Consider the following 13906-nt stretch of genomic DNA (forward strand, 5'->3'; position numbering starts at 1 on the left):
GTTATTTGGGCCTAGCTACAGAAAAAACGTCACGGGTCAAAGCGTATTGGCTGCCCCCGAGACGGGAAAGTGGGTTGAGCGACAGAGCATCAATCGTCAGGCGTTTGCCCTCTTCTGTCACGATATTAGGATCAAGGTAAATCTGCTCAATCTTGGCAAAAATAAGGCTTTGCGGGGTATCACCGATCTCTTTGACTTCAAACAGCGAACAACCAAACGCCACCGGGCAACCTTGCACCCGAGGCAGTTCAAAACCGTCAAAGCTGACCAACTCAAGACCGGTGGCTACCACTTCTGACTCACCATGCTCTAGGGTTGCGGCGGTTTGCGTCACCGATTCGGCTTGCGCCTGATGAGCGATATGCACCACCATTTTTCGGTTTGCTAGTACATTGCGCGTCGTGTCTTTGATCTCGCCACTGGGCTTTTTGCCCACCGAAAACATCAACAGCGGTGGATTACTAGAAATCGGCGTAAAGTACGAAAACGGCGCCAAATTATAGATTTGCGTGCCTGATTGCGTCAGTACCCAAGCGATGGGTCTGGGAATCACCGTTTGCGTCATCAAATGATAAATGTCCGCAGGCGGCATGGTCGTCAAGTCAATGTTCATCACGTATCCCTATGGTGAGATTGATTTTTTGTCAGTGTACCGCGAAATACCGTTTTGAACACCCGCCGCCCCTGTTGTGATTGACCATTTGCTGGTCAATTCATCGGTTTTATTGACCTCAACTGATATTTTTCTCCATTTGTACTATATTTTCATCAATAACGTAGAACGCTTTTGATCAGTAACGTAGAGCGCAAGGAGGTCTGTATGATTGCAAATCGACGTTCAAGTAAACCCAAAAACGGCTCGTCCTCACCCAAGAAAAGCACTCGTCGCTTACCTTTCTCACTCACCTAATCCCGGTTCTTCCACACAAGGACACAAATACCCATTAGATCGCGAAAGATAGGATGAGATCATAGACTTTTCACTGATCCTGTAGGATTCTTCGTTCACCTTCCTCAAATTCATGCAAGGCTGACGGTGAACCAGACTGAACACAACCCCAACGAACGTGCACCGCTTGTCGTCATCACGGCAGGCGCCACGGGTCTAATTGGCAACGAGCTAATGAAGCAGATGCTCGAAGCCGACCCCATCGAGGCTATTTACGCGTTATCTCGAAAAGCCTTGCCCTATTTTCATCCCAAATTAGAGACGCTGATTCACCCTGAACTGGAAGTACAGACGTGGACAGACGACAAACCGACGCCCACCTATGGCTTCATTTGTTTGGGCACCACACGCAAGCAGGCAGGCTCTAAAAAGGCGCTAGAACACGTCGACGTCAAATTGGTGTGTGAGGTCGCGAGCGAAATGAAACTGCTTGGCGTGACGCGTCTTGCGGTTGTCTCGAGTTATGGCGCGTCATCGCGCTCACTGTCTCATTACCTACGCTGTAAAGGAAAAATGGAACTGACCATTGAGCGTATGGGGTTTGAGCAAGTGGTATTCGTTCGCCCAGGTCCATTAGTGGGGCTAAGAGACACCCCAAGAAATGATGAACTGGTTTTGCAAGCGGTGCTAAAAGTGGCGCGTCCACTCATGATAGGTCCATTGCGCAAGCTGATTCCCATTCATGCCAGTGACGTCGCGCGAGCCATGCAGTACGCGCTGTTTGCAAAAGAAAAAGGCCAGAGCAGAATCCGTGTCCTCGAAAGCCCAGATATGTTGGCGCTGATTGAGCGCTATCGTTAGCAGTCGATGACTCGTAGTGCCTCTACGTTGGCCGTCGAGTCCTTATTGTCCTTGATTTGTCCTGACGCGCAGAAAATTGTCACCCATTGCCCTAGCTTGAAAGTTTTTCGCCATTTCCCTTGCTTGCGCGCCCTTTCTTGACGGATACTTCACGTCAATCGCACGCAATTTCTGGAGAACCCATGCAATCTGATAATCAACCGACGTTTTTCTTCTTTGATTATGAGACTTGGGGAACCAGCCCTGCCAAAGACCGGCCGAGCCAGTTTGCAGGCGTACGCACCAATATGGATTTCAACATCATCGGTGAGCCGCTGGTTATTTACTGTCAGCCACCTGCCGATTACTTACCCGCGCCAGAAGCGGCGCTCATCACGGGTATCACGCCGCAAACGGCGGTCAGTAAAGGGCTGCCAGAACCTGAATTTATCGCTCAGATTCACGCGCAATTGGCGACGCCCAATACCATTAGCTTGGGCTACAACAGCATTCGTTTTGATGATGAAGTGACGCGCTATACCTGTTACCGCAACTTTATTGATCCCTATGCGTGGAGCTGGCAAAACGGCAACTCTCGCTGGGATCTTTTGGATGTGCTACGCGCTTGTCATGCGTTGCGACCTGAAGGCATCGAGTGGCCAGAAAACGAAGAAGGCTTTATTAGCTTTAAGTTGGAACATTTGTCGGTCGCCAATGGCATTGAACACGCCAACGCGCACGACGCGATGGCGGATGTGATTGCCACCATTGAGATGGCAAAAAAAATCAAAGCCGCACAGCCCAAATTGTTTGATTACTTTTTGTCGATGCGCCACAAACGCAAACTCAATGAGCTGATCGATATTGTCAATATGACCCCCTTGATGCACGTCTCCGGCATGTTAGGCCGAGAGTGCCAATACACCAGTTGGATGGTTCCAGTGGCGTGGCACCCGACCAACCAAAACGCGGTTATCATGGTGGACTTAGCCAAAGATCCTCAGCCACTGTTGGATCTTGATGTCGACGCACTCAACACGCGTTTGTACACTAAGCGAGACGACCTAGGGCCCGATGAACTGCCAGTACCAGTCAAACTGGTGCATCTCAATAAGTGCCCAATTCTCGCCCCTGCGAAAACCCTCACGGCGGACAATGCCGCTCATATTGGCATCGACCGCGAGCAGTGCTTACAAAACCTCGCCACGCTTCGCCAACACCCAGAAATCCGCGAAAAGTTGATTGGCTTGTACAGTATTGAAAGAGAGTACGCTACTTCATCCGATGTGGATACTCAGTTGTATGACGGTTTCTTTTCTCCTGCCGACAAAGCAGCCATGGAGATCATTCGTCAAACGGATCCGCAGCAACTCGCAGGTCTAGACATTGAATTCAGTGATCCACGCATCGCCCCGCTGCTATTTCGCTACCGCGCACGCCACTACCCATGGACATTGGATGAAAAAGAGCAGCAGCAGTGGGCGGCGCATTGCCGCGAGTACTTCGAAAGTCACATTGAAGATTACATGATCAATCTGGAAAACTTAGCTCATGAACATGAAAGTGACGAAAAGAAAGTCGCTATCTTAAAATCGGTCTATCAATACGTTCAACAGTTGGTCTCTTAAGGCAACACCGCTCTTATGCCTCGTACTTTATTGCACTACTTCATCTCATTTGGCTTGATTTTTCTCTGCCTGATCGCCGGTCTTAATATTCAGCAATGGCTGGAGACCTCGATTCCCGGCAGCATCATCGGCATGCTTATTTTGTTCTCCTTAATGGCAAGCGGCTTGGTGCCCTCAAAGTGGGTCAAACCCGGTGCGACGCTGTTTATTCGCTATATGGTACTGCTGTTTGTGCCCATCAGTGTCGGCCTGATGGAGCACTTCGATCTGCTCTACCACAATGCGTGGCCAATTCTGGCAAGTGCGATAGGTGGCACGGCGATTGTCCTCGTCTCTCTGGGCTGGATGCTCGATCGCCTGCTTAAGCGAGGCGATCAATGATGTGGCTACTCGTGACTGTGGTGGTGTTTTTGAGTGCGCGTTGGGTGTGCAGTAGAGTCAACTCACCGTTAATGAACCCGCTTCTGGTCAGCCTAGCGGTTCTTATCCCGCTTCTGACTTGGCTAAACGTTCCTTTTGAAACCTATTACGAAAGCAATCACTGGATCAATCTCCTGCTGCAGCCTGCGGTTGTCGCCTTGGCCTACCCACTGTATGAGCAGCTCCCTCAAATTCGGGCCAATTGGCGCATCATTATGTTGGCATGCGGCGTGGGTAGCGTCCTGTCAATGGCGACGGCCAGTCTGATTGCCGTTAGCCTAGACACCGACTTAACCTTGATCGCCAGTTTGCTCGGCAAATCGGTAACCACGCCGATTGCGATGGAAGTCTCTAGCCATTTGGGCGGCGAACCCGCGATTGCAGCGATCTTAGTGCTGTTGGTCGGCTTGTTTGGGGCAATTTTCGCCTACCCTATCTACGGGCTGTTAAACATCACCCACCCAATTGCAAAGGGTCTGACCATGGGCACCGTCTCACATGCCCTTGGCACCGCGACCTGTGCGGAGAAAAACGCGCAAGATGCTGCGTTTAGCTCTCTGGCTCTGGTGGTATGTGGCGTGATCACCTCCATATTGGCACCGTCATTTTTCGCTGTGGCGCTCTGGTTATCGCACTAGCTGCGGCTAGGCAGTGCGCCAAAATTGTGTGACATCACTCATCTATCAGTAAATTTGCACTCGTTACAAACGTAAGTGTGATTTTTATCACTGTATTGTTTGGTGCGTCGCATAGAATGATTGTCCAGTATCACAAGATGTCAACAACCTAGCTATGTTTTCCCTAGCATCGAGCTTGACTCTGAAATAACAACAAAGGATTCACTATGACCAGCCGCATAGAACAAGCCCTGACACAGCTCCCTAGCGACGTTGCCGATTACCTCAAACCCATCGTGCTGAGCGAGTCATTTGATGCCACCCTGTCAGCCGACCAATTTGAGCAGTTAAAAAACATCAGCGGTAAAAGCGATGCCGATACGCGAGTGATGCTCTTGCCTGTCGCGGCGGCGTTTTCCTACGCCCCCCTGTCTAAATTCTACGTGGGCGCGATTGTGCGCGGCTTAACGGGTCGCTTATATTTCGGTGCCAACGTTGAGATTGCCGGTGTGCAACTCGGTCAAACGGTACACGCCGAGCAGTGTGCCATCAGCCACGCGTGGATGAAAGGCGAGCAAGGCATTTCTGACATCACCATCAACTACAGCCCTTGCGGCCACTGTCGTCAGTTTATGAATGAACTGTCGACGGCAAAAGAGCTCACGGTTCAATTGCCTGAACGTGAAGGCAAGACTCTGCACGATTATCTGCCAGAAGCCTTTGGTCCTAGCGATCTCGGTATTGAGTCGGGTTTGATGTCTGAGGTCAATCACGGCTATCACAGTGAAGAGGGTGACGAGTTGGTACAAGCAGCACTGAAAGCACTGAATATGAGCCACTCACCTTACACTCACAACCTGAGCGGTGTCGCACTCAAAACCACCGATGGGTCGACCTATCTCGGTGCGTACGCTGAAAACGCCGCGTTCAACCCAAGCTTGCCACCACTGCAAGTCGCGTTAATTCAACTGTTGATGGCCGGAAAATCCTTCAGTGACATTGAATCTGGTGCCTTGGCAGAAATGGCTGAGGGAGGAATCAGCCACCTGGCCGACACGCAAGCGACCCTTGAAGTATTAGGACCAGATATTCCACTGACCTATCTTGCGATCTAAGCTTTAACGCCGACAAATTGTGCTCGATAAAAAAGCGCCTTTTATCCACATAACGTGAGTAAAAGGCGCTTTTTCTGTTTACGGTGGCAGTGTTGCCGCGAAGACCTATTCTGCCTACAACGAAAAGTAGCGGCTCACTATCGAGGCATCAAACGTCAAAGAACGGCGTCGCATCCACTTCTAGCTGACTTGGCGCAATCGCTTTGGCAATCTTGACGCTGCTGCGCTTGAGATCGACAAAAGCCACATCGACATAATGCTTGTTCTTACGCGAGTAAAAACACTTCACTTCCGGTTTCAGCGGCTCAGATTCATTGGATGTCCAGACAATGCCCACTCGCCCATCACTGAGTTCGACTAACGCCCCCACTGGGTACATACCGATACAGTTGATGAACTTATACACCAAGTCACGATCGAGGTGATTGGGCGTGAGGCTCAATAGAATTTTAAACGCCTCTGCCGAGCTCATTCCGCGCTTGTAGACGCGATCCGCGGTGAGGGCATCGTAGATATCCACAATGCAACTCATGCGACCGTGCAGTGGAATTTCATCCCCTTTAAGGCCATTCGGGTAGCCGTTGCCGTCCAGTTTTTCGTGATGCATCAGACAGACATCACGGCTCACATCACTGAGCCCAGTCACGGACATGATCATATCTTTCGCAAACACTTGATGAAGCTTCATGTGCTCAAATTCTTCCGGTGTTAAGCGTGCCGGTTTGTGCAGCACCTTATCATCCACCTTCACTTTGCCCACATCATGAATAATGCCGCCGATCGCCATCTCTTTGAGCATCTCTCTTGGCAATTGCAGATGTTTACCAAAGGTCACCAATAAGGTGGCCACATTGACCGAATGCTCCAATAGATACTCGTCCTTGTTGCGCAGCGCTGAAACACATTGCAGCGCATCGGAGTCCACCAGCGCCGATTCAATCAAATCTTCCGCCCAATCATCAAACTCATCGACATGGACCGTTTTACCATCAAAAGTTTGGGTCAATACGCGATGAGCAAGCCCTTTGGCTTCACGAATAATATTGCTCGCTTTCTTCTGCATGGAAAAACGGCTTTTGGCTTTACGCTTAACTGCCTCGGTCTTCACCGATTCTACCGCCGCAGGTGGCGCAATGTTGTGCGAGTCATCGATTGGCTCTTGCACGGGTTTAAAAGTGCAACCTTTAGCAGACAAACTTTCGTCAACCCAAGCGAATTGGATACCATTTTTGATCAGTTGATTGACGGCTTGCTCTGACGGGACGCGCCCAGCATTTGCTAGGTTCACCTTTTTGTTGTCTTCCAGTGCGGTGACAAACATACCGACGGTTAGAGTGTCGATTGGAATTTTGATGGAATTATTAGGATCGTATTGCATTCTTATTTGATGATTACTCTACAACAAGTCACTTTAAGATTATAACTCTGATTTATGCTACACGCCCAACAAATACATGCAAGAGTCCTAATATAAGTCACAAAATTGAGATAGACGCAAACGTTTGCCTTTTGAGATCTATCCTCGTATGATCAGCGCCAAATTCTACATCTCTAAAAGGTTGATTATGTTTGGTACAGCGACTCGTCAAAATGCAACGCGTGTTCTTCTCCTCGGCTCAGGTGAACTGGGTAAGGAAGTCGCCATTGAGTGTCAGAGACTGGGCTTAGAAGTCATCGCGTGTGACCGCTATGAAGATGCTCCTGCTATGCAAGTCGCGCATCGCAGTTACACACTAGACATGCTTGACGGCGACGCACTGCAAGCCATCATCGACAAAGAGCAACCTCACTATGTCGTGCCAGAAATTGAAGCGATCGCTACCGACAAGCTGGTGGAGCTTGAAGCGCGTGGTCTCAATGTCGTGCCGAGTGCGAAAGCCACACAGTTGACTATGAACCGCGAAGGCATTCGCCGCCTAGCCGCAGAAACGCTCTCTCTGACCACCTCTCCATACCGATTTGCCGACAACTATGACGAATTCACCGCAGCGATGGAGGCGGTCGGTCTGCCATGCGTGTGCAAGCCTGTGATGAGCTCATCGGGTAAAGGACAAAGCGTCATTAAGACCGATGCAGACATCGAAAAAGCCTGGGCATACGCTCAAGATGGCGGCCGCACTGGCGCAGGTCGCGTGATTGTTGAAGGCTTTATTGATTTTGATTACGAAATCACCCTCCTGACGGTACGCGCCGTTGACGGCGTTCATTTCTGCGCCCCAATTGGGCATCGCCAAGAAGATGGCGATTACCGTGAGTCTTGGCAGCCACAAATCATGTCCGATAAGGCGCTAAAAGCGGCGCAGCATGCGGCGCAAAGCGTTGTCGATGCATTAGGCGGCTACGGCATTTTTGGTGTCGAACTCTTTATCAAAGGCGACACGGTGATTTTTAATGAAGTTTCGCCGCGCCCACACGATACCGGCCTGGTCACTTTGATGTCACAAGACAGTTCAGAGTTCGCACTGCATGTCCGCGCGTTCACCGGCATGCCAATCAGCAGCATTACTCAATACGGCCCTGCTGCATCTGCCGTCGTGGTAGGTCAAGGCACCTCACAAGACATCCGTTTTGAAGGCATGCAACAGGCACTCAGCGCGCCTCAAACCCAGCTGCGTTTATTCGGTAAACCTGATATCAACGGTCGCCGCCGTCTTGGCGTTGCGATTACACGCCGTGACACCATTGAGCAAGCCATCGAGAGCGCCGTCGAAGCGGCCGGTAAGATCAAGGTGATTTACTGATAGGTTCACGCCTCCCTCTATTTAAATAATAAAAAACTCTGGTCCGTAATGGCCAGAGTTTTTTATTTTCGCCGATTGTCAGAGTTCCGATCGTCGCCTCATGATGGCGCTTGAATCAAATAAACCTCTTCGGCAAAGCGTGACAAACCGCGCTTCGCAATTTTTGGATGGCGCTCGTCGGCATCATCTCGATAGAGCTTAGTCACTTGATACCCCTCAAACAGGGCACGAACTTCCTGCTCGGCAACACTAAATGGGGGCCCCGCCATCTCTGATTGAGGATAATCTAAGGTGACCAGTAAAATCCGCCCACCGGGTTTAAGTAACGACTGAATTCTTGCCACATAGTCGACACGCATCTCTTCAGGCAGCGCCACTAAGGCTGCGCGGTCATAGACCAAATCGACCGGTTTGACGGGCGCGGTAAAGACGTCTCCGGTGTAGATAGAGAGCTCATCGAATTGAAACAGCTCATGCTGACCATTGAGAGGAATCACCAACGGCGTATAAAAATGCTCAGCGAAAAAGGCGCGCACTGCTATGTTACTCAGCTCCACCCCTTGCACATCACTGTGCTTGGTGGCGAGCCACACCAAATCTTCTGATTTGCCACACAACGGCACAAATACGTTTTCGTCAGCGCTGGGGTTGGTCGCTGGCCAGTATTGAATCAGCAATGGATTCACGTCTTCTAAGTGGAAACCAATCTCATTGGATGCCCATTTGGCATGCCAAAACTCAGGATCTTTCATTCTCTTTCTCTTTCGATGACTGACGTGCCATAGCCTAACGGAAACTCAGCCTTCATGGTAGGTGAGATAAGGCGTTCGGCGATGGAATCTGGTCATAATTGGTTACAACTTACGGATGAACTTAAGCAAAAACGCGCAATCCAACCAAGGTAAGTCAGTGAAATTGAGACCAACATCATAATTCAAAAGTTTATGGAACAGCGGACCTTGGAAAGGTCATTTCCATCCCAAGATCTTAATCAGATACGTAGCACTTAGCGGTTCCTTTTTCCTCCATTTTCTAAGCGACTACGATTCTAAGGAGAGTGAATGAGCGTATTCTTGCGTACCACTGCACTGATGCTGTTAATGCTCAGCCGCGCCCCGGCGTTTGCCGCCATCCCTATGGCCCCTGACCGCGATGAAGGACCCAGTACCAAGCAAAACCAAGTCAGCCCTAAAGCGTTTAAACACAACTTGAGCGGTTTGTACGGCATTAAATCAACCGACGCCTCCCCCACTCAACCCTATTCAGATTTTGACGTGCTCTACAGCAAAGCGCACCAAGCGCAAGCGGAGCTCGAAACCTTATGTAAAAGTACCGCACTGTTAACCTCCACCGACGCTTACTTTGCTGGCGTGAAATCAAGCCAGCGAGCACAAGAGAAAATTGTCCATGAGCTCGATGGTCAAGTGGAGCGCATCACCGACCTTGCTAGGGCCACTATAGTGGCGCACGATATTGATGGCTTGATGTCCGCCTATGAAGCGTTAGCGCGTGAAACTACGGTAGTCAAAGTGAAGAACCGTTTTAAGATCCCGCAAGCATCAGGCTATCGTGACTTGAATATTCTGGTTCAATTGCCCAAAACTCAACTGGTTGCGGAAGTGCAATTGCACCTCAAAGCCATTGCGGATGTCAAAAATGGCGCAGAGCACGATATTTATGAGCAGATTCAGCTGATCGAGCGTCAAGCCGCCGCAGAATCGCGCCCGCTTAATGACATTGAAATGGCCAAGGTCGATAAAATGCGCAACCTCTCTAAAGCGCTTTATCAAGATGCTTGGCACCCCTACCTCACCACGCATCTTAGCGCTGCCTAATTAATTTGGTTCAGATCTCCTCATTAATGGGCAAACAAGGGTCAAGACCCTGTTTGCCTCACAACTTGCTCACTCCTGCTTGACGCATTCAGCCAATCGGTTACCCTTTTGTATAGTCAATAATCGATAACGCGTCCCTCTGAAATCAGTGAACTTATGAGTCAATCACCGTTATACCTACAAATCAAACACTACATCGAACAACAGATCAGCTCGGGTCATTGGCCGGTCGGTCACCAAATCACCACCGAGCTAGAGTTAACCAAGCAGTTCAATGTCAGCCGTATGACGGTCAACAAAGCGATTCGCGATCTGGTCGCAGAGGGCAAACTTCAGCGCCGACCTCGATTGGGCACGTTTGTTTGCGCACCAGATGAGAAAGCGGAGTCACCGCTGCTTGATATTCGCAATATCGCAGAAGAGGTCGCGCAGCGAGGCAAAGCCTACTCCAGTCAAGTGATTAAGCAGGTCGAGTTATTGGCCGATGGCGTGATTGCGACTAAGTTGGGGGTGATGCTCGATACCAAGGTGTTTTACAGTGAAATCATTCACTTTGAGGATAACTCCCCCATTCAATACGAACTGCGCTGGGTCAACGAAGCGTACGCGCCCGACTATCTCTCGCAAGACTTCACCACCTTAACGCCCAACCAGTACCTTTCTCAGCACTGCCCGCTCAGTGCGATTGAACACACAGTGGAAGCGATCGTGGCAGATGATAAAGTCCGCAGCGCATTAAAGTTGGCGGCGAACGAGCCCTGTTTGCTGCTCAATCGACGTACCTGGAGCCAAGATAAACTGGTCAGTACCGCGCTACTTTATCATCCCGGTACGCGTTACAAACTCAGCTCTAAAGTGACCTTCTGACCGTTTGAAATTGGCCTAGTGATCACATTTTCATAACATCACACTTGATCATTTGACTACTCAAGACTCATTATTTGTATATACATTTAAATCTAAGAGTCTATCGAATGTTCTCCTCTGAGCTACCCCACTACGACTTGGTGCTCTGCAATGCTCGGCTCGTCACGATGTGTGAGGGCGAGAGCGGCTATCAAGTCAGCGCGCCGACCAGTATCGGTATTGTGCAAGGCAAAATCGCCTTTATCGGCGACATCCAACCGCAGCCCGAACGCTATGATTGCCAAGGCCAACTGGTGACGCCGGGGTTGATTGATTGCCATACCCATCTGATTCATGCCGGTAGCCGAGCACACGAATTTGAAATGCGATTGTGCGGCGCCAGTTATCAAACCATCGCGGAGCTAGGCGGCGGCATTCTCGCCACCGTGAAAGCCACTCGAGAGGCGAGCGAACAGACGCTCACTGAACTCGCGCTGCCTCGTTTGGATGGACTGCTGCGCACCGGTGTCACGTCAGTGGAAATCAAATCCGGTTATGGCCTGACGCTCGCCGATGAGCTGAAAATGTTGCGCGCCGCCAAAGCACTTGAACAGCACCGTAAGGTGCGCGTGACGCCCACCCTGCTTGCCGCCCATGCGGTGCCACCAGAATACCAAGGGCGCGCCGACGATTACGTTGACTATATTTGCCAAGCGATCATTCCTGCTTTGGCTGACGAGCAGCTCGCCACTAGTGTAGATGTCTTCTGTGAATCCATCGGCTTTTCACTGGCGCAAACCGAGCGTGTATTCCAATGTGCAAACGCGTATGGGCTCGCGATTAAAGGGCATACTGAGCAACTGTCGAACCTTGGCGGCAGTGCGTTAACGGCCAAGTACTCTGGGCTATCAGCGGATCATATTGAGTATCTGGATGAGACTGGCGTGAATGCGCTTGCTCAATCAGGCACTGTTGCCACCTTGCTACCCGGCGCGTTTTACTTTTTAAAAGAGACGCAGCGTCCACCGATAGACTCTTTACGCCGAGCCGGCGTCCCTATGGCGCTCGCGACAGACTTCAACCCCGGCACCTCGCCGTTTGCCGACTTGACCATGATGATGAACATGGCGTGCACCTTTTTTGGCTTAACGCCACAAGAAGCGCTGCGCGGTGTCACCTGCCACGCCGCGAAAGCGCTGGGCTATGGACAGACACGCGGGCAGATAGCACCAGGCTTTGACGCTGATCTTGCGATTTGGGACATTGCCCATCCAGCAGATCTTAGCTACCAGCAAGGCATGCCGCGTTTAACCGCACGTGTTGTATTGGGAGAACTCAATCATGCCTAATCAAGCCCACTTAGCTTTTCACTGGCAAGGGCGCGATGACAAAGAAGATGGCGCAATGGGTCAGCGCGTGCATCATGTCGTCACCTCTACCACTAGCGACGCGCTCAGTGAGTACACTCAAGATGCCATTTCTCTATTGGGTTTTGCCTGTGATGAAGGCGTGGCGCGTAACAAAGGACGAGTCGGCGCCGCCAATGGGCCAGATGCGATTCGCCAAGCATTGGCAAACCTCGCGTGGCATGAATCTAGCCGTTGGCTGGACTTAGGGAATGTCACCTGCACCCAAGGTCAGCTTGAGTCGGCGCAGCATGAGTGCGCGCAGCACATTTCACTCGCACTCGAGCACAGCAAAGTGATCACCTTAGGTGGCGGGCATGAAGTGGCGTGGGCCTCTTTTCAGGGGTTAGCGCGCTTTCTTCAGCACCACTTAGATAAAACATCGCCTGCAACCACAACTCAAGGCGGAGCTCAACAGCAGCAGATCGCACCGAAAATAGGCATCATCAATTTTGATGCCCATTTTGATTTGCGCACCTTTGATACCCAAGACACGCAGCCGAGCTCAGGCACGCCATTTTATCAAATGTCTCGCTACTGCCAAGCGCATAAGTGGCCCTTTCAGTACGCGTGCATTGGCGTAAGTCGCGCAAGCAATACCGCCGCGCTGTTTCAACGAGCGGATGAACTGGGCGTCTTGTACATCGAAGACACCGAGCTCGCGCCTTACTCACTTAAAACCCCACTCGAGCAGATGCGCCAATTTATCGAGCAGTGCGATCACCTCTATCTCACTATCGATCTGGATGTGTTTCCTGCCGCCACGGTACCGGGCGTGAGCGCACCAGCCGCTCGGGGGGTGAGCCTTGATACCTTATCGCCACTTTTACAGCTCTGTCTTGCTCAGCCTGAAAAGCTGCGTCTAGCCGACATTGCCGAATACAACCCTAAATTTGACATCGACCAGCAAACGGCGCGATTCGCAGCCCGCTTATGCTGGGACATAGCTAAGGCCATGGTGAACACACCAAGCCAGACTAAACAACCGAACAAGGAGTTCCCCCAATGAGTCAACCGACCAAGCATCACAACCCGCGCCTTGATACGGCGCGTACCATTCGCGCGCCACATGGCACAACCTTGCGCGCGAAGTCTTGGCTCACCGAAGCGCCACTGCGCATGTTGATGAATAATTTGGACCCCGATGTGGCCGAGCACCCACACGCGCTCGTCGTATATGGCGGTATTGGGCGCGCGGCGCGCGATTGGGCGTGTTATGACAAAATCGTCGAGGTGCTGGAGCGCCTTGAAGACGACCAAACCCTAGTGGTGCAATCGGGCAAGCCTGTTGGTGTGTTCCCTACTCATAAAAATGCGCCACGCGTACTGATCGCTAACTCGAATCTCGTTCCCCATTGGGCCAACTGGGAGCACTTTAATGAGCTCGATAAGCAAGGGCTGATGATGTACGGTCAAATGACGGCGGGCAGTTGGATTTACATCGGTTCACAAGGGATCGTCCAAGGCACCTATGAAACCTTTGTCGCGGTAGCCAAACAACACTTCTCTGGTGATGCCAGTGGCCGTTGGGTGCTTACCGGAGGCTTAGGCGGCATGGGCGGTGCGCAG

Annotated in this window: 13 protein-coding genes and 1 pseudogene; 11 read left to right on the forward strand and 3 right to left on the reverse strand. The window is 51.1% G+C overall.

Translation table 11 applies throughout. The annotated features are described in order from the left end of the window. Nucleotide 1: 1 nt before the first annotated feature. Nucleotides 2-613: a flavin reductase family protein gene (locus AC6R0R_RS14200; protein WP_500627144.1), complete on the reverse strand. Its 612-nt coding sequence runs from the start codon at nucleotides 611-613 to the stop codon at nucleotides 2-4. A gap of 510 nt (nucleotides 614-1123) precedes the next feature. Between AC6R0R_RS14200 and AC6R0R_RS14205 the strand changes: the two genes are divergently transcribed. From AC6R0R_RS14205 to cdd, 5 genes are all read left to right on the forward strand, one after another. Further along, nucleotides 1124-1750 carry a Rossmann-fold NAD(P)-binding domain-containing protein gene (locus AC6R0R_RS14205; RefSeq protein WP_500627154.1) on the forward strand — a complete coding sequence of 209 codons (627 nt, stop codon included), beginning with the start codon at nucleotides 1124-1126 and terminating at the stop codon, nucleotides 1748-1750. A 182-nt stretch (nucleotides 1751-1932) separates the two neighbouring features. Next, entirely contained in the window at nucleotides 1933-3357 is a 1425-nt protein-coding gene (gene sbcB, locus AC6R0R_RS14210; RefSeq protein WP_500627145.1) for an exodeoxyribonuclease I, read from the forward strand. A gap of 15 nt (nucleotides 3358-3372) precedes the next feature. Beyond that, the gene (locus AC6R0R_RS14215; protein ID WP_500627146.1) at nucleotides 3373-3738 is read left to right on the forward strand and encodes a CidA/LrgA family protein; all 366 of its coding nucleotides are present in this window, start codon (nucleotides 3373-3375) and stop codon (nucleotides 3736-3738) included. Next, the gene (locus tag AC6R0R_RS14220) at nucleotides 3738-4415 is read left to right on the forward strand and encodes a CidB/LrgB family autolysis modulator (RefSeq protein WP_500627155.1); all 678 of its coding nucleotides are present in this window, start codon (nucleotides 3738-3740) and stop codon (nucleotides 4413-4415) included. The genes AC6R0R_RS14215 and AC6R0R_RS14220 overlap by 1 nt, the downstream gene beginning before the upstream one ends. Before the next feature lie 206 nt (nucleotides 4416-4621). Then, nucleotides 4622-5509, forward strand: a complete 888-nt coding sequence (gene cdd / locus AC6R0R_RS14225) for a cytidine deaminase (protein WP_500627147.1) — start codon at nucleotides 4622-4624, stop codon at nucleotides 5507-5509. Nucleotides 5510-5657: 148 nt separating this feature from the next. Here the strand turns inward: cdd and AC6R0R_RS14230 are convergent, their stop codons facing one another. Beyond that, nucleotides 5658-6887 (reverse strand): cyclic di-GMP phosphodiesterase, encoded by a 1230-nt coding sequence (locus AC6R0R_RS14230; protein ID WP_487902430.1) that lies wholly within the window; start codon nucleotides 6885-6887, stop codon nucleotides 5658-5660. A 187-nt stretch (nucleotides 6888-7074) separates the two neighbouring features. On the opposite strand from AC6R0R_RS14230, the gene purT reads away from it, so the two are divergent. After that, entirely contained in the window at nucleotides 7075-8250 is a 1176-nt protein-coding gene (gene purT / locus AC6R0R_RS14235; protein WP_500627148.1) for a formate-dependent phosphoribosylglycinamide formyltransferase, read from the forward strand. Nucleotides 8251-8348: 98 nt separating this feature from the next. Here purT and AC6R0R_RS14240 read toward each other — a convergent pair whose 3' ends face one another. Next, nucleotides 8349-9002, reverse strand: a complete 654-nt coding sequence (locus tag AC6R0R_RS14240) for a thiopurine S-methyltransferase (protein WP_500627149.1) — start codon at nucleotides 9000-9002, stop codon at nucleotides 8349-8351. Nucleotides 9003-9311: 309 nt separating this feature from the next. Between AC6R0R_RS14240 and AC6R0R_RS14245 the strand changes: the two genes are divergently transcribed. From AC6R0R_RS14245 to AC6R0R_RS14265, 5 genes and pseudogenes are all read left to right on the forward strand, one after another. Continuing rightward, complete coding sequence (locus tag AC6R0R_RS14245; protein WP_500627150.1) at nucleotides 9312-10085, forward strand: phosphoribosylglycinamide formyltransferase; 774 nt, start codon at nucleotides 9312-9314, stop codon at nucleotides 10083-10085. A 156-nt stretch (nucleotides 10086-10241) separates the two neighbouring features. Continuing rightward, on the forward strand, nucleotides 10242-10952 hold the full coding sequence (gene hutC / locus AC6R0R_RS14250) for a histidine utilization transcriptional repressor HutC (RefSeq protein WP_500627151.1): 711 nt from the start codon (nucleotides 10242-10244) through the stop codon (nucleotides 10950-10952). 107 nt (nucleotides 10953-11059) lie between these two features. Beyond that, nucleotides 11060-12280 carry an imidazolonepropionase gene (gene hutI, locus AC6R0R_RS14255; RefSeq protein WP_500627152.1) on the forward strand — a complete coding sequence of 407 codons (1221 nt, stop codon included), beginning with the start codon at nucleotides 11060-11062 and terminating at the stop codon, nucleotides 12278-12280. After that, nucleotides 12273-13346 carry a formimidoylglutamase gene (hutG, locus tag AC6R0R_RS14260; RefSeq protein WP_500627153.1) on the forward strand — a complete coding sequence of 358 codons (1074 nt, stop codon included), beginning with the start codon at nucleotides 12273-12275 and terminating at the stop codon, nucleotides 13344-13346. Before hutI ends, hutG begins: the two co-directional genes overlap by 8 nt. Then, nucleotides 13343-13906: pseudogene (locus AC6R0R_RS14265) on the forward strand (urocanate hydratase); the annotation flags it as partial. The gene hutG and the pseudogene AC6R0R_RS14265, both read left to right, overlap by 4 nt.

The sequence above is a fragment of the Vibrio sp. R12-SW3-ISO1 genome (genome assembly GCF_059834005.1).